Source organism: Paraburkholderia sp. 2C, from assembly GCF_054589215.1.
Genome location: NZ_BAAILL010000031.1, coordinates 70,085 through 84,621, shown reverse-complemented (window position 1 = coordinate 84,621; position 14,537 = coordinate 70,085). Strand labels below are relative to the sequence as shown.

Here is a 14,537-nt window from a genome sequence, read left to right as displayed (position 1 = left end):
CTCGAAAAAGGGTTGATGCACATCATGGTAGTGATGGTCGGGTTCGAAGTGGTCTCGTTATGGTTCCAAATCGTCCAGTGATCGAATTGTCTTCATCGGGCGAGCATGCGCTCGACCATCTGCTCGCCGCGCTCGATCTTGGCGTCGCGAACTTCTCGCTGTGCGATGTGCGCAAAGGCTGGGGCGTGAGCTTCGATGCGTGCAGCACAGCGAGCCTGCATTACTGCCTCGCGGGCAATGCCACGCTGGTCATGGACGATGCGGAATCGTTGGCGCTCGATGCGCACAGTTTCGTGCTGTTGCCGGCGGGTCTTGCTTACCGGATCGATGCGCGAAGCCGGACGGCCACGCGCCGGGTGAGCCGCGCGCGCGTCGGCGGCGGCCTCGCGCGCGAGACGGCGCCGACGGTCAAGGTGGGCGACGGCGCGCAGGGTGTCGTGACCGCTTGCGGCGAACTGAACGTCGATGGCCGCTTTGCGGCCGATCCGTTCAGGGCGTTGAGCCGTCCTCTGGTGACCCGCTTCGACGCAGGCGCGGGGCTGCGCGATCAGTTCGTGATGCTGCTTGCGGAATCGGCGCGTCCCGGGCCCGGTTCGCGTGTGCTCGTCGAAGCGCTGCTCAAGCAATGTCTGGTGATGGCGCTCAGGCGCCATATCGGCCATGGCGGCGTGCAGTTTCCGTGGGCTGCCGGGCTTGCCGACGCGCGACTCGCGGCGGCGCTGCAGACGATGTTCGAACGCTATGCGAGCCCGCTGTCGGTCGAGCGTCTTGCGGAGGTCGCCAGCATGAGCCGATCGGCGTTTGCCGCGCAGTTTGCGAAAGCATTCGATCAGTCGCCAATGGCCATGCTGAAAATCGTGCGCTTGCGCAAGGCGGCGGAATTGCTAGCGACCACCACCTTACCGGTTCCCGAAATCGCGCGAGCGGTCGGACTGTCGAGTCGCAGCAATTTTTCAGTCGCGTTTCAGCACATGTACCACGTCGATCCGACGCGATTCAGGCTTCAGTCGCGATCGGCCAACCGGTTCGTCAAATAGCCTGTTCGTGCTTCCAGAACGTGCGGAATACACGCTTGGCATCGCGCGTTCTCTCCAGCGCGTGCCGGGCGGCGGCGTCGTCGCGGCAGGCTGGCTGAACTGACATAGACGGAGATTCGATCGAATGACCCAGCAACTTTCCGGGCGCGCACCGCTCGCTGCGTGGCTCGACGCATTTTCGCGGGCGCTCGCCGCTAACCGGACGGACGATGTCGTCGCGCTGTTCGGCGACACCTGCTTCTGGCGCGATCTGGTCGCGTTCACGTGGGACATCCGCACGATGGAAGGGCGCGACGCGATTCGCGTGATGTTCGATGCGACCCTCGCATCGATTCGACCGTCCGCGTGGACCGTTGCGGAACCGGTGCGGCCCGATGCGACCGACGGCTTCATATCGTTCGAGACGGCGCTCGGCCGTTGCGACGGCTATCTGCGGCTCGATGCGCAAGGCCGCTGCCTGACGCTGCTGACCGCGCTGCGCGAGTTGAAGGGCTTCGAGGAGCCGACGCGTCAGCGGCGCGTGTCGGGCCTTGAACCACAGGGCGAGGACGGCGAGCGGGCGCCGCAGGCCGTCGCCGGAGCGGGCGAGGCGCGAGAGCCGTATGTGCTGATCGTCGGCGGCGGCCATTGCGGCCTGGGACTCGCGGCAAGGCTCAGGCTGCTTCGCGTACCGACGCTGATTATCGATCGCCATGCGCGTACCGGCGACAGCTGGCGGTCGCGCTACGCGTCGCTGCATCTGCACGATCCGGTGTGGTGGAACGCGCTGCCTTACTTGAACTATCCGGACCATTGGCCGATTTTTCCGCCCAAGGACAGGGTCGGCGACTGGCTCGAGTCCTACGCGCGGATCATGGAACTCGACATCTGGCACAACGCCGAATGCGCGGGCGCGCAATACGATGCATCGAGCGGCCAGTGGCAGGTGCGCGTCGTGCGCAACGGACGCGAAACGACGCTGCGGCCCGCCCATCTCGTGCTTGCGACGGGCCTGAACGGCGATCCGTCCATTCCGTCGATTGCCGGTGCCGACACGTTTGCCGGCGAACAATGTCATTCGAGCGCGCATTCCGGCGGCGCCGGATTTCGCGGCCGCAAGGTGGTCGTGTTCGGTTCGAACAACTCGGCTCACGATATCTGCGAAGACCTGTTCCGTCATGGCGCGGAGGTGACGATGATCCAGCGCTCGTCGACGCACGTGCTTCGCCAGCAACGCTTGCTCGAGATGTTGCGTCCGCTCTATTCGGAGGAGGCGCTCGCGCGCGGCATTGACGTGGAGCGCGCCGATCTGCAGCGGGCGGCATTGCCGATGCGGATGTTGCCGGCGGTGTTCGGTCCGATGATGGAGAAGTTCGCGCAGGAAGACAGCGCGTTCTATGCACGGCTTGCCGCGGCGGGGTTCAAGGTCGATGCCGGTCCGGACGGCACGGGCCTTGTCGGGAAGGCCTTGCGCCGAGGCGGCGGTTTTTACATCGATACCGGTGCGTCGGAACTGATCGCGAACGGCAGTATCAAGGTGAAGTCCGGCGTCGAAGCGACGCGCATCGAGCGCGATGGCATCGTGCTGAGCGACGGCTCGCGACTCGATGCGGACGCTATCGTTTATGCGACCGGTTACCGGCCGATGAACGAGCGCATGGCGAAACTCGTCTCGCCCGAAGTTGCGGAGCGGGTAGGGCCCGTGTTCGGGTATGGTTCAGGGCTCGAAGGAGACGAAGGCCCATGGGAGGGCGAACTGCGCAACCTGTGGAAACCGACGCGGCAGCCGGGGCTGTGGATTCATGCAGGCAATTTCCAGATGGGACGTGTGTATTCGCGGTATCTGGCGTTGCAGTTGAAGGCGCGGTATGAAGGTCTGCCGGTGCGGGTCGTTTGATGTCGCCCGCCTGGACCACTAGACCTGGCGCAAGCAATATTGCGCGATCGCTTCGATGACCGCGTCGTCCTCGCCGACGGGCGTCGCGCAGCGAATCTCGATGTCCGGATGCGCCGCCCGGCACTGCTCGACAATAACGGGCAGGTCCTGGCGAATATGGCCGCCTTGGCCGAAGAACACGGGCACGACCGTCACGGCGGTACAGCCGCCCGCCACCTGCTGCGCGACGGCGGTCGGTAAATCGGGTTGCATCAACTCAAGAAAGGCCAGCGCAACAGGCGCATTGCCGCGCAAGCTGCGCAACTTGTCGGCGAGCCGCTCGAACGGTTCCGCCCAGCGCGCATCGCGCGCGCCATGGGCGAAGAGAACGATGCCGGTATTGGCTGTCTCGGCAGTTGCCATTCCATTTCTCCCGTACGGGCCGACAGCACCGACCGCGACCCACCGCGCCGTCCGCGCATACGCTAGTGCCGGTCAACCCACTTCAACCCAACCAGCCCCAGCACCAGATAAACGAGCCCCGGTGTCGCCGCCGTCAACGGCGCGGGCCACGTGTTCAGATTGCCGATGTGCGAGAACAGCGTATTGAACAGCTGGAAGCTCATGCCGAGCATGATCCCGCCGAATACCTTCACGCCGACCACGCCCGCGCGCGTATGCAGATACGCGAACGGCAGCGACAGCACCAGCATGACGAACACCGCGAACGGATACAGCAGCTTGCGCCACAGCGCGATTTCATAGCGCTGCGTGTCCTGATGGTTTTCCGTCAAATGCTGGATGTAGCGGAACAGATTGAACATCGACATCCGGTCGGGCGACACCAGCAGCACCGACAGAATATTCGGCGTCAGCTCCGAGCGCAGCGAGTACTCGGGCAGCGTGATCTGCTTCGCGCGATAGACGGGATTGAGCGCGTCGGTCGGCGTAACGCCCGGCGGCACCACGTCGATCAGCTCGGTGTCGGTGACGTCGGTCAGCTTCCAGTGGCCCGGCGGCTGATAGACGCCCGACTTCGCAATCCGCACATTCGAGAGCCGGAACTTCGAGTCGAATTCGTAGATGCGCACATTGCTGATCGTCGCGTCGGGCCTCAGTTCGCCGACGTTCACGAAACGCGTGACCTGCTCGCCGTCGGCGCGCGCGGTCAGCGTGTCCTTGACCCAGACGCCCGATTGAAAATTGCTCGACACCGACGAGCCCAGCGCCTCGAGTCGCACACGCTCGGACAACTGGTCCGTATAAGGTCCGATGACTTCGCCGATCAGATAGGTGAGCAGCACGAGCGGGATGCCGATTTTCAGCAGCGAGCGCAGCGCCTGATTCGTCGCGAGCCCGGACACGCGGAAAATGGTGTATTCCGAGTTCGCGGCCATTTGCGCGAACACATAGATCGCGCTGATCAGCGCCGCGACCGGAATGATTTCGTAGAAGCGCGACGGCGTTTGCAGCGCCACGCGCAGCACCGCATAACTGAAGTTGTAGTTGCCGCGTCCAACCGAATTGAGTTCGTTGATCAGGTCGAAAAAGAAAAACAGCCCTGAAAACGCGAACAGAATAAAAACGAACGACAGATAAACCTGACGCGCGAAATACCGCTCATAGATCCGCATCGGTCAGGCTCCTTGCGACTGCGACGAGCGCGCGACGTCGGAGCGCCGACCGAATTTCGCGCGTGAAAACAGCGGCCGGTTGCGCACACGCAGCCAGAAAATAAACACGACAATGGCCGCGACCACGATGTGCAATCCGGCCAGCCCGACCGGGAACGACATCTTTCCCTGCTGGATCCACGACTGCACGACGTTCAGCACGTTCGAATAGGTCAGATAGATCAGCACGGCCATCACGAGGTTGATCGTGCGGCTGCGGCGCGGGTTCTGGTACGCAAGTGGAATCGCGAGCAGCATCAGGTTGATGGCAATCAGCGGCAGTCCCGCGCGCCACGCGAATTCGGCGAGATTGTCGCGCGTCGGGTTGCGCAGCAGTTCGAGTGTCGGCGTGCCGGTTGCGGTCGGCGTGGTGATCACGGGCTGGCTCTGGATCTTGATGCCGTAGCGCTCGAATTCCATGATGCGGAAATCCGGGTGACCCGGCTCGCCGTCGTAGCGCCGGCCGTTTTCGAGCACGACGAAACGGTCACCGTTCTTTTGCGTTTCGGTATGGCCGAACTTCGACACGACCACATTGACCTTGCCGTTCTCGGTGCTCGTCACGAAGACGTTCTCGACGTGCGACTGGTCCGGCGACATCTTCTCGATGAAGAACACGCGGTGGCTCACCGTCGATTCGCGGAACTGCCCGGGCGCCAGCAGCGAGACTTCGTCGCGCTGCTGGAAGCGCGCGCGGATCAGCTTGTTCTGCTGGTTCGACCATGGCCAGCCGACGAACACGAAGAACGCGATCAGGATGATGATCGGCGTGGCGAACACGCCGACCGGCTTGATGAACTGCGTGAGACTCACGCCCGACGATAGCCACACGACCATTTCCGAATCGCGGTACCAGCGCGTCAGCACGAACAGGATCGACACGAACAGCGTTGCGACCAGCATGATTGCGAGGTAACCGATCACGGTCAGGCCGATCAGCACGAGCACGTCGCGCGGATCGATTTCGCCGGACGCCGCGAAGCCGACGATGCGGATCATCATCGTCGTCAGCACGAGCGTGAGCAGAACCATGAACACGGCGCCAGCCGTATAAGCAAGTTCGCGCTGGAGGGAGCGTTCAAAGATCATGGTTGAAGATGGGAGGGCGCGCTTGCCGGGGCACCGTAGGCGTAGTACCTGCCTCCAAAGCGACGGCCACAGGAAAAATAGCGGATAATTGCGGCTTTCATCCTAAGCCCAGATTTTATCCGAGGACAAGCGCGATGGACTTTAGCATAAAAGCCTGTGATTGGAGCAAAGGCTCGACCCAGGGGTTCCTGACGGGAAAATCAGATTGCATCGTGATTGGCGTGTTCGAGTCGCAAACCTTGTCCGGTGCGGCGCTCGAAATCGACACGGCCACCAAGGGGCTGCTCACCCGCATCATCAAGGCGGGCGATATGGACGGCAAGAACGGCAGCACGCTGTTCCTGCATGAAGTCTCCGGCATTGGCGCATCGCGCGTGCTGCTCGTCGGCCTCGGCAAACAGGATGCGTTCACGCAGAAGGCCTATGGCGACGCGGTGCGCGCCGCATGGCGCGCGATTCTCGGCACGAAGATCGTGCAGGTCACGTTCACGCTCGCCCAGGCGCCGATCAAGGAGCGCACGTCGGACTGGGCCGTGCGCGCGGCCATCCTCGCACTGCGCGAACTGACCTACCGCTTCACGCAGATGAAGAGCAAACCCGATACCACGGCGCGCGCGTTGAAGCGCATCGTGTTCACCGTCGATCCGGCCGACGAGAAACTCGCGAAGCTCGCTGCCAGGCAAGGCGCGGCGCTCGCGAACGGCATGGACCTGACGCGTGACCTCGGCAATCTGCCGGGCAACGTCTGCACACCGACCTATCTCGCGAACACCGCGAAGAAGCTTGCGAAGGACTGGAAACTGAAAGTCGACGTGCTCGGCCAGAAGCAGATGGAAGCGCTGAAGATGGGCTCGCTGCTGTCGGTCGCGAAAGGTTCGGTCGAGCCGCCGCAGTTCATCGTGCTGCAGTATCACGGCGGCGCGGCGAAGGCGGCGCCCATCGTGCTCGTCGGCAAGGGCATCACGTTCGATACCGGCGGCATCTCGCTGAAGCCGGGCGACGCGATGGACGAAATGAAGTACGACATGTGCGGTGCGGGCTCGGTGCTCGGCACGCTGCGCGCGGTCGCCGAAATGGGCCTGAAGCTCAACGTGGTCGGCATTATCCCGACCTGCGAAAACATGCCGTCGGGCACGGCGACCAAGCCGGGCGACGTCGTCACGAGCATGTCGGGCACCACGATCGAGATTCTGAATACGGACGCCGAAGGGCGCCTGATTCTCGCCGACGCGCTGACCTACGCCGAGCGCTTCAAGCCGGCCGCGGTGATCGATATCGCGACGCTGACGGGCGCGTGCATCATCGCGCTCGGCCATCACAACTCGGGCCTCTTCGCGAGGGACGACGCGCTTGCCGGCGAACTGCTCGATGCGGCGAAGGAAGCGGCGGACCCCGCATGGCGCATGCCGCTCGACGACGAGTACCAGGATCTGCTGAAGTCGAACTTCGCCGATGTCGCGAACATCGGCGGGCGTCCGGCCGGCAGCGTCACGGCGGCGTGCTTCCTCGCGCGCTTCACCGAAGCGTATCCGTGGGCGCACCTCGATATCGCCGGCACCGCGTGGAAGAGCGGCGCGGCGAAGGGCGCGACAGGCCGTCCGGTGCCGCTGCTGTCGCAATTCCTGATCGATCGCGCTGCACAATAACGTCGCAGGCATGACGCGCATCGATTTCCATTCGAACGTCGGCGACTCGCTGCTGTACGCGTGCCGCCTTGCGCGCAAGGCGTATCAGGCCGGCCAGCCGCTCGTCGTGCTGGCCGAGCCGCCGCGCCTGCGCGCGTTCGACGAGCAGTTGTGGACCTTCTCGCCGCTCGATTTCGTGCCGCACTGCATGGCAGGCGCGGCGCTCGCCGCCGATACGCCGGTCGTGCTGGCCGCGAATCTCGACGACGTGCCGCATCACCAGATCCTGCTGAACCTCGGCGCGGCGGTTCCCGCGCAGTTCGCCCGCTTTGAGCGGCTGCTCGAAGTGGTCGGCAATGCGCCCGACGAACTCGCCGCAGGGCGCGAACGCTACCGGTTCTACCGCGATCGCGGTTATGCGCTGAACAACTACAAGCAGGGCAGCTAACCGGCAGTCAGTCAGCCGCCGGCAGCCGGCGGGTCCGCAAGTTGCGTCCTCGCGAGACGGGCGGAACTTGCATGCCGATCCCTAGTCCTGAATAACAGGCCGTTGTGGTCTTCATCCCGCCGGGCCTGGTTCTGGCTCATCGGTTCGTCCGACTTATTGACGGAGTGCACCTATGTCCCAATCGAACGAGTCGTCTTCTGCCGACGCCATTCCCGTCCTGAGCGACGTGATCGTGCACGGCGACCCTGCGCAGGGTCGCGATGTGCCGGAGCTCGTCGACATCTTGCCGGACGAGCCGGCGTTTGCCCGGCCCCCGGCCGCGGAGCGCGCTACGCCGCCGCATGCCGCGTCGCAGCCGGCTGCCGCTGCCTCTCAGGCGCAGGCTCAACAGCAGACTCACGCGCAATCCGCAGCGTTGGATCAGACAACTGCGCAGTCAACCGCGCCTGCGCCGGCCGCGCCTGCGATGCCCGACTACGACGCGAACCTGCTCGCCGAACGGCTGCGCGGCCGCTTCGCAAGCTTCCTGACCGGAGAAGGGCGCACGCTGATCGAAGCGCGCTGCCGCGATGCGATCCAGGAGCACAACACGTGGCTCGTGGGCCAGGTCACGCGCGAAGTGGCGATGCTGCTGGAAACGGAAGTGTCGGTCTGGATTCGCGACGCGATTCGCGAAGAGTTGAAGCAGCGCGGCGAAGGCTCAGCCTGAGCGCCCGCTCACGCGCCTGCGCTGCTCGCCCGACGCGCATTCGAATTACTTGAGCGTCAGAATCCAGCTCGCCAGCTGCGCCGCTTCGTCGGGCGTGACCTGCGTATTGGCCGGCATCGGCACGGCGCCCCAGACGCCGGCGCTGCCTTCCAGAATCTTGCGGGCCAGGTACTGGCGCGCATCGCTGCGCGTCGAATAGCGTTCGGCGATATCGTCGAACGAAGGCCCGAGAACGTGCCGCTTGACCGCATGGCAACTCAGGCAGTTTTCCTGTTGCGCGAGCACGAGGCCCGCCGGCGCTTCCGCGCGCGCGGCGGCCGGTCCCATCAGAACGAAAGCCAGTGCGCCTGCCAACCCCATTGCCGCATACGACTTCGATTTCATGCTGGTCTCCGCCGGTGACGGTGCGCGGCGTGGTGCGCGCGCACATGTGTGTATCGTTTTGCTCGTACCGGGTGGGCGCATTATAAGAGCAAAGGGGCACCCGGAATCTCTCCGGTGTGCCCCTTAGTGTGCCCCTTAGTGTGCAGGCGGATATTGCGGACTGCGTGCTGGGCTGGCCGTGAATGCGCCAGTGGCACGCTGTTGGTCCGCTGTTAGCTGTTAGCTCGTTACCCCGTCACGCCGCCCTTGTTCGCCGGCAGCGCGAGCGCCGCGTACTTCGCGAGCACGCCGCGCGTGTAACGCGGCTTCGGCTGCTTCCATGCGGCGCGGCGGCGCTGCAGTTCGGCGTCGTCGATATTCAGCTGCAGCAGCAGCTTGTGTGCGTCGATCGTGATCGAGTCGCCTTCCTGCACGAGCGCGATCGTGCCGCCGACGAACGCTTCCGGCGCGACGTGACCGACCACCATGCCCCACGTGCCGCCGGAGAAGCGGCCGTCGGTGATGAGCCCGACCGTTTCGCCAAGACCCTTGCCGATGATCGCGGACGTGGGCGCGAGCATTTCAGGCATGCCCGGGCCGCCTTGCGGGCCAAGGTAGCGCAGCACCAGCACGTCGCCGGCCTTGATCCTGTCGGCGAGAATCGCTTCCATCGCGCTTTGCTCGTCGTCGAACACGCGCGCCGGGCCCGTGATGACCGGGTTCTTCAGGCCCGTGATCTTTGCGACTGCGCCGTGCTCGGCGAGATTGCCCTTCAGGATCGCCAGGTGACCTTGCTTGTAGAGCGCCTTGTCGATCGGGAAGATCACCTGCTGGTCGGCACGCGGCTTCGACGGCACGTCCTTCAGTTCTTCGGCGAGCGTGCGGCCGGTAATGGTGATGCAGTCGCCGTGTAGCAGGCCTGCGTCGAGCAGGATCTTCAGCACCTGGGGAATGCCGCCGGCCTGATGCAGATCGGTCGCGACATACTTGCCCGACGGCTTCAGGTCGCAGATCACTGGCACGCGCTGACGGATACGCTCGAAGTCTTCGATGGTCCATTCCACTTCGGCCGCGTGCGCGATCGCAAGATAGTGCAGCACCGCGTTGGTCGAACCGCCGGTTGCCATGATCAGCGAGACCGCGTTCTCGATCGACTTCTTCGTGATGATGTCGCGCGGCTTGAGGTCCTTCTTCACTGCTTCGACGAGCACGCGCGCCGATTCGGCGGCCGAGTCGACTTTTTCCTGGTCCGGGTTCGCCATCGTCGACGAGTACATCAGCGACATGCCGAGCGCCTCGAACGACGAGCTCATTGTGTTTGCCGTGTACATGCCGCCGCACGAGCCGGTGGTCGGGCACGAGTTCTGTTCGATGCCTTCGAAATCTTCCTCGGACATGCGGCCCGCGGTGAATTCGCCGACCGCCTCGAACGACGAGACGATCGTGAGCGCCTGGCCCTTCCAGTTGCCCGGCTTGATCGTGCCGCCGTATACGTAGATGCCGGGCACGTTCGAGCGCGCGAGGCCGATCATGCCGCCCGGCATGTTCTTGTCGCAGCCGCCGACCACGACGACGCCGTCCATCCACTGGCCTTGCACGCAGGTCTCGATACAGTCCGCGATCACTTCGCGCGAGACGAGCGAGTACTTCATGCCTTCGGTGCCCATCGACATGCCGTCCGAAATGGTCGGCGTGCCGAAAATCTGCGGGTTCGCGTCGGCGCCCTTGACCGCCGCGACGGCCGCGTCCGCGAGGCGCTGCAGGCCGGCGTTGCACGGCGTGATCGTCGAATGGCCATTGGCGACGCCGATCATCGGCTTGTCGAAGTCATCCTTCTTGTAGCCGATGGCGTAATACATCGAACGGTTCGGCGAGCGGGCGACGCCTTGCGTGATGTTCTTCGAACGACGGTTGTACGACATGGGGAGCTCCATCCGGTTTGTTGTGTGCGGTGCGCCGGCGGGTGCGCGTGAACAGGTGAATCGGGCGTCAATGCAGTGTAGGCCGGGCGCGTGGCGCAAGAATGCAGTTTCCGCGAAAGAATGTCCAATATATTATTGATGGTCTATTAGGTCGTGAAATGTATTAAAAAGGGGTATCCATGTCCGTCCCTGTCGTTCCGGATCTGCGTCAGCTGCGCTACTTCGTCGCCGTCGCCGAAGAGAAGCACTTCGGCCACGCGGCGGCGCGCCTGTCGATGACGCAGCCGCCGCTGTCGCAGGCGATCCGCGCGCTCGAGGAAACGCTCGGCGTCGAACTGTTCGCGCGCACGAAGCGTTCGGTCGAACTGACGCCGGTCGGCGCCGACCTGCTGCCCGAGGTGCGGCGGCTGCTGGCGAGCGCCGAGGCGCTGCGGCCGCTCGCGCAAAGTCTTGCGCGCGGGGAGTCGGGCGGCCTGTCGCTGTCGTTCGTATCGACGGCCGATTACGGTTTGCTGCCGCCGTTGCTGCGCGACTTCGGCGTGCGTCATCCGCGCGTGCGGCTGCAACTGGCCGAAGCGACGAGCGACGTGCAGTTCGAGGAACTCGTCGCGGGCCATATCGATGCGGGCCTCGTGATCGGCCCGCTGCCGCCGCGCTACGCGACGCAGTTGTCGTGGCTGTCGATCGCGCGCGAGCCGCTCGTGATCGCGATGTCCGCGCAGCAGGCGGCGCGCATCGAAGCGGGCGGTGAAGCGGGCTGTGGGTCGGGCGGTGAAGCGGGCGGTGAGGCTGGCGGTGAGGCGGCCCATGAATCGGGCAGCGAAGCCGCTGCGCCCGAAGCAGGCGAATACGCGAGCGCAGCCGTACCCGAATGGCGCGATACCGCGATCAGTCTGCGCGACGCCGCCGATGCGCCGCTTGTCATCTTCCCGCGGCGTTTGGCGCCGAGCTTTTATGACATCATTATGGATTGCTACGGCGTCGCCGGCCTCACGCCGCGTATCGGCCAGGAGGCGATCCAGATGCAGACCATCGTCAGCCTCGTATCGGCGGGCATGGGCGTCGCACTGGTGCCGCAATCGTTGCGTAATCTGCGGCGCACCGGTGTCGTCTACCGGCCGTTGACCGAAGCGGTGCCCGCCATCGAAACGGGGCTCGTATGGCGCACCCAGGCGGTCAGCCCGGTGCTTGCCGGCTTCATCGAGATTGCGCGCGCGCATGCCCGGCATCTCCGAAACTTCGGCCCGCAATCCGAATCTGTCAGAACCGAACTCCGATAATCACACGATGCTCATTCACCCGAATTTCGATCCCGTCGCCATTCATCTCGGTCCGCTCGCCGTGCGCTGGTACGGCCTCATGTATCTCGTCGCGTTTATCGCGGCGATCGTGATCGGCCGCTTGCGGCTGCGCTTGCCGCATGTCGCGGCACAAGGCTGGACCGCGAAAGACATCGACGACATGCTGTTCTACGGCGTGCTCGGCACGATTCTCGGCGGCCGGCTCGGCTATGTGCTGTTCTACAAGGCGAGCTTCTACTTTGCGCATCCGCTCGATATCTTCAAGGTATGGGAAGGCGGCATGTCGTTCCACGGCGGCTTTCTCGGCGTCGTGATCGCGATGACGATCTTCGGCTGGCAGCGCAACCGCACCTGGCTGCAGGTAACGGACTTCGTCGCGCCGCTCGTGCCGACCGGACTCGCGGCGGGGCGCCTCGGCAACTTTATCAACGGCGAACTGTGGGGGCGCGTGACCGATCCGAAGGCGCCCTGGGCGATGCTGTTTCCGGGCGCCGCGCCCGACGACGCCGCGTGGCTCGCCACGCATCCGCAGCAGGCCGCGCAATGGCATCTTACCGAGGTGTTCGCGCAATATCATCTGCTGCCGCGCCATCCGTCCGAGCTCTATGAAATCGCGCTCGAAGGCGTCGTGCTGTTTTTCGTGGTGATTCTGTTTTCGCGCAAGGCGCGGCCGGTGGGGGCAGTGTCGGCTGTGTTCCTGATCGGCTACGGACTCGCGCGCTTTATCGTCGAGTTCGCGCGCGAGCCGGACGACTTCCTCGGTCTGCTTGCGCTCGGGTTGTCGATGGGGCAGTGGCTGTCGCTGCCGATGATCATCGCCGGCATCGCGATGCTCGTGTGGTCGTATCGGCGTGCTGGCCGGCAGGCACAGCAGCCGATGAATGCGAGTTGAGCTTGCTGCAACATCAATGAACAAACGCCACGGCATGCCGTGGCGTTTGCGCTGCTGCGGGACGCTTCGTGACGCGCGCGCATTGATGCGTTTGTACGCTTATCCGTCAGGCAAGCGTCGCCGGGCGTCGTGACGGCACGCCTATCACTTCATCTGGACCGACCCCGACACATTGACCGTCACCGTCGACGTGCCGCCTTCGAGCGGCACTGGCGGCGCCATCTTCGCATCGGCGGACATTGCGCGCGCGCTCATCATCATCACGGGCCGCGGCGGGATCGGACCGCCATATCCGACGTTGACTTCGCGAATCGCATAGCCGACATAGCCGAACGCCTGCGCGGACGACGCAGCCTGCTTGCGGAACGACGCGATCGCCTCGCCGGTCAGCTTCTGCTCGGCGGCGCGCTGCGCTTCGGGTGACAACGAAAACTGCACATTGCCGACCTGCATCGCCGGGGCCATCTGTCCGGCGAGCTTCGAGGCGGCCGTGAAATCGTGCGATTCGAGTACGACCTCCGTGCGTCCGCGCCATGCGGAGATGCGGCCGTCGCGATCGGTGGACGGGAAGATCGAGAACGAGCCCGTGCGCGCGGTGACGCCCGACACGCCTTTGGCCTTTTGCAACGCGGCGTCCGCGCGCTGGTTCAGGGTGGCCGTCAATGTCGACGGGTCGCTTGCTTCCTGCTCGTAGAACAGCGTGATATCGACGACGTCCTGCGGCACTTCGGCGCTCGCCTGCGCATTGAGCGACAGCACGCCCGACGGCTGATAAGGCACGATGGTTTGCGCATGCGCCGCGCCGGCTTGAAGCGCGATGAACAGAGGGACCGCACAGCGTCCGGTAATGGCCCATGCGAGCCTGGTTTTTGTGGTCATGGGTTTCGACTCCTTGGTTAGGCGAGGGCACAAGCGGGAATGCGCCGGCGTCTGCCGATGCGGCGATGCGATCGAATGCATGCGCATACGAGCTTGCAGGACCCTTGCGATCCCGTTAGGCGGTAACCTTGCCGATCTGGTTCCCGAACACACCCGTCATGCCGCGGGTTTCGCGAGCCGCTTCGTAATGAACTTCCACTCGGCGTCGCTCACGGGCGTAATGGACAAGCGATTGCCCCTGGCAAGCACGCGCATATCGGCGAGTGCTTCGTGTTCGCGTAGCGCGGCCAGCGGAATCAGTTCGAGCTTCTTCTTGAACACGACATCGACGAGCATCCAGCGCGGCGTTTCCTGCGACGACTTCGCGTCGTAGTACGGGCTCTTCGGATCGAATTGAGTGGGGTCGGGGTAGGGCGTCGACGAGACTTCCGCGAGGCCCGCGATACCGGGCTCGGGGCAGCTCGAGTGATAGAACAGCACGCCGTCGCCGATCTGCATGATGTCGCGCATGAAGTTGCGCGCCTGATAGTTGCGCACGCCGGTCCACGGCAACGTGCGCTTTGCCGCGTTCGCGAGATCGTCGATGCTTGCTTCGTCCGGTTCGGACTTCATCAGCCAGTAGCGCATAGATCTAGATCTAACAGTTCAATGAGCGTCCAACGGCAGGAGGCGTTCGATGGGGCAGTTCAATGAGGCAGTTCAATAAGCGAGCCACCAAAGAAAAACGGCACCGGACGATTGTCC

General features: G+C 64.2%; 14 protein-coding genes. 7 read left to right on the top strand and 7 right to left on the bottom strand.

The window, feature by feature from the left end; genetic code table 11:
- Positions 1 to 59: 59 nt before the first annotated feature.
- Positions 60 to 1,037 carry an AraC family transcriptional regulator gene (locus ACYPXD_RS07620; RefSeq protein WP_459709292.1) on the top strand — a complete coding sequence of 326 codons (978 nt, stop codon included), beginning with the start codon at positions 60 to 62 and terminating at the stop codon, positions 1,035 to 1,037.
- Between the two features lie 124 nt (positions 1,038 to 1,161).
- A complete protein-coding gene (locus ACYPXD_RS07615) occupies positions 1,162 to 2,913 on the top strand; it encodes an NAD(P)-binding domain-containing protein (protein ID WP_459709290.1) in 1,752 nt (583 codons plus the stop codon).
- An 18-nt stretch (positions 2,914 to 2,931) separates the two neighbouring features.
- Here the strand turns inward: ACYPXD_RS07615 and ACYPXD_RS07610 are convergent, their stop codons facing one another.
- The 3 genes from ACYPXD_RS07610 to lptF form a co-directional block, all read right to left on the bottom strand.
- Positions 2,932 to 3,315 (bottom strand): sirohydrochlorin chelatase, encoded by a 384-nt coding sequence (locus ACYPXD_RS07610; protein WP_459709288.1) that lies wholly within the window; start codon positions 3,313 to 3,315, stop codon positions 2,932 to 2,934.
- 62 nt (positions 3,316 to 3,377) lie between these two features.
- Entirely contained in the window at positions 3,378 to 4,526 is a 1,149-nt protein-coding gene (lptG, locus tag ACYPXD_RS07605) for an LPS export ABC transporter permease LptG (protein WP_459709286.1), read from the bottom strand.
- A 3-nt stretch (positions 4,527 to 4,529) separates the two neighbouring features.
- Positions 4,530 to 5,654, bottom strand: a complete 1,125-nt coding sequence (gene lptF / locus ACYPXD_RS07600; protein WP_459709284.1) for an LPS export ABC transporter permease LptF — start codon at positions 5,652 to 5,654, stop codon at positions 4,530 to 4,532.
- Positions 5,655 to 5,788: 134 nt separating this feature from the next.
- On the opposite strand from lptF, the gene ACYPXD_RS07595 reads away from it, so the two are divergent.
- The 3 genes from ACYPXD_RS07595 to ACYPXD_RS07585 all read left to right on the top strand — a co-directional run bounded on the left by ACYPXD_RS07595 (position 5,789) and on the right by ACYPXD_RS07585 (position 8,436).
- The gene (locus tag ACYPXD_RS07595) at positions 5,789 to 7,300 is read left to right on the top strand and encodes a leucyl aminopeptidase (RefSeq protein ID WP_459709281.1); all 1,512 of its coding nucleotides are present in this window, start codon (positions 5,789 to 5,791) and stop codon (positions 7,298 to 7,300) included.
- A gap of 10 nt (positions 7,301 to 7,310) precedes the next feature.
- Positions 7,311 to 7,727 (top strand): DNA polymerase III subunit chi, encoded by a 417-nt coding sequence (locus tag ACYPXD_RS07590; RefSeq protein WP_459709279.1) that lies wholly within the window; start codon positions 7,311 to 7,313, stop codon positions 7,725 to 7,727.
- A gap of 172 nt (positions 7,728 to 7,899) precedes the next feature.
- A complete protein-coding gene (locus tag ACYPXD_RS07585; protein ID WP_459709277.1) occupies positions 7,900 to 8,436 on the top strand; it encodes a DUF2486 family protein in 537 nt (178 codons plus the stop codon).
- A gap of 45 nt (positions 8,437 to 8,481) precedes the next feature.
- On the opposite strand, the gene ACYPXD_RS07580 is transcribed toward ACYPXD_RS07585, so the two are convergent.
- The gene (locus tag ACYPXD_RS07580) at positions 8,482 to 8,820 is read right to left on the bottom strand and encodes a c-type cytochrome (protein ID WP_459709275.1); all 339 of its coding nucleotides are present in this window, start codon (positions 8,818 to 8,820) and stop codon (positions 8,482 to 8,484) included.
- A gap of 227 nt (positions 8,821 to 9,047) precedes the next feature.
- Positions 9,048 to 10,721 carry a dihydroxy-acid dehydratase gene (ilvD, locus tag ACYPXD_RS07575; protein ID WP_459709273.1) on the bottom strand — a complete coding sequence of 558 codons (1,674 nt, stop codon included), beginning with the start codon at positions 10,719 to 10,721 and terminating at the stop codon, positions 9,048 to 9,050.
- A gap of 179 nt (positions 10,722 to 10,900) precedes the next feature.
- Between ilvD and ACYPXD_RS07570 the strand changes: the two genes are divergently transcribed.
- On the top strand, positions 10,901 to 12,001 hold the full coding sequence (locus tag ACYPXD_RS07570; RefSeq protein WP_459709271.1) for a LysR family transcriptional regulator: 1,101 nt from the start codon (positions 10,901 to 10,903) through the stop codon (positions 11,999 to 12,001).
- A gap of 7 nt (positions 12,002 to 12,008) precedes the next feature.
- Positions 12,009 to 12,914, top strand: a complete 906-nt coding sequence (lgt, locus tag ACYPXD_RS07565) for a prolipoprotein diacylglyceryl transferase (protein ID WP_459709269.1) — start codon at positions 12,009 to 12,011, stop codon at positions 12,912 to 12,914.
- A gap of 144 nt (positions 12,915 to 13,058) precedes the next feature.
- Here lgt and ACYPXD_RS07560 read toward each other — a convergent pair whose 3' ends face one another.
- The gene (locus tag ACYPXD_RS07560) at positions 13,059 to 13,793 is read right to left on the bottom strand and encodes an SIMPL domain-containing protein (protein ID WP_459709267.1); all 735 of its coding nucleotides are present in this window, start codon (positions 13,791 to 13,793) and stop codon (positions 13,059 to 13,061) included.
- Positions 13,794 to 13,949: 156 nt separating this feature from the next.
- Positions 13,950 to 14,420, bottom strand: coding sequence for an EVE domain-containing protein (locus tag ACYPXD_RS07555; protein ID WP_459709265.1), 471 nt, complete (start codon positions 14,418 to 14,420; stop codon positions 13,950 to 13,952).
- Positions 14,421 to 14,537 lie beyond the last annotated feature (117 nt).

Coding starts and splice junctions, on each gene's coding strand:
- ACYPXD_RS07620 (WP_459709292.1), top strand. CDS start 60: ATGGTTCCAAATCGTCCAGTGATCGAATTGTCTTCATCGGGCGAGCAT.
- ACYPXD_RS07615 (WP_459709290.1), top strand. CDS start 1,162: ATGACCCAGCAACTTTCCGGGCGCGCACCGCTCGCTGCGTGGCTCGAC.
- ACYPXD_RS07610 (WP_459709288.1), bottom strand. CDS start 3,315: ATGGCAACTGCCGAGACAGCCAATACCGGCATCGTTCTCTTCGCCCAT.
- lptG (WP_459709286.1), bottom strand. CDS start 4,526: ATGCGGATCTATGAGCGGTATTTCGCGCGTCAGGTTTATCTGTCGTTC.
- lptF (WP_459709284.1), bottom strand. CDS start 5,654: ATGATCTTTGAACGCTCCCTCCAGCGCGAACTTGCTTATACGGCTGGC.
- ACYPXD_RS07595 (WP_459709281.1), top strand. CDS start 5,789: ATGGACTTTAGCATAAAAGCCTGTGATTGGAGCAAAGGCTCGACCCAG.
- ACYPXD_RS07590 (WP_459709279.1), top strand. CDS start 7,311: ATGACGCGCATCGATTTCCATTCGAACGTCGGCGACTCGCTGCTGTAC.
- ACYPXD_RS07585 (WP_459709277.1), top strand. CDS start 7,900: ATGTCCCAATCGAACGAGTCGTCTTCTGCCGACGCCATTCCCGTCCTG.
- ACYPXD_RS07580 (WP_459709275.1), bottom strand. CDS start 8,820: ATGAAATCGAAGTCGTATGCGGCAATGGGGTTGGCAGGCGCACTGGCT.
- ilvD (WP_459709273.1), bottom strand. CDS start 10,721: ATGTCGTACAACCGTCGTTCGAAGAACATCACGCAAGGCGTCGCCCGC.
- ACYPXD_RS07570 (WP_459709271.1), top strand. CDS start 10,901: ATGTCCGTCCCTGTCGTTCCGGATCTGCGTCAGCTGCGCTACTTCGTC.
- lgt (WP_459709269.1), top strand. CDS start 12,009: ATGCTCATTCACCCGAATTTCGATCCCGTCGCCATTCATCTCGGTCCG.
- ACYPXD_RS07560 (WP_459709267.1), bottom strand. CDS start 13,793: ATGACCACAAAAACCAGGCTCGCATGGGCCATTACCGGACGCTGTGCG.
- ACYPXD_RS07555 (WP_459709265.1), bottom strand. CDS start 14,420: ATGCGCTACTGGCTGATGAAGTCCGAACCGGACGAAGCAAGCATCGAC.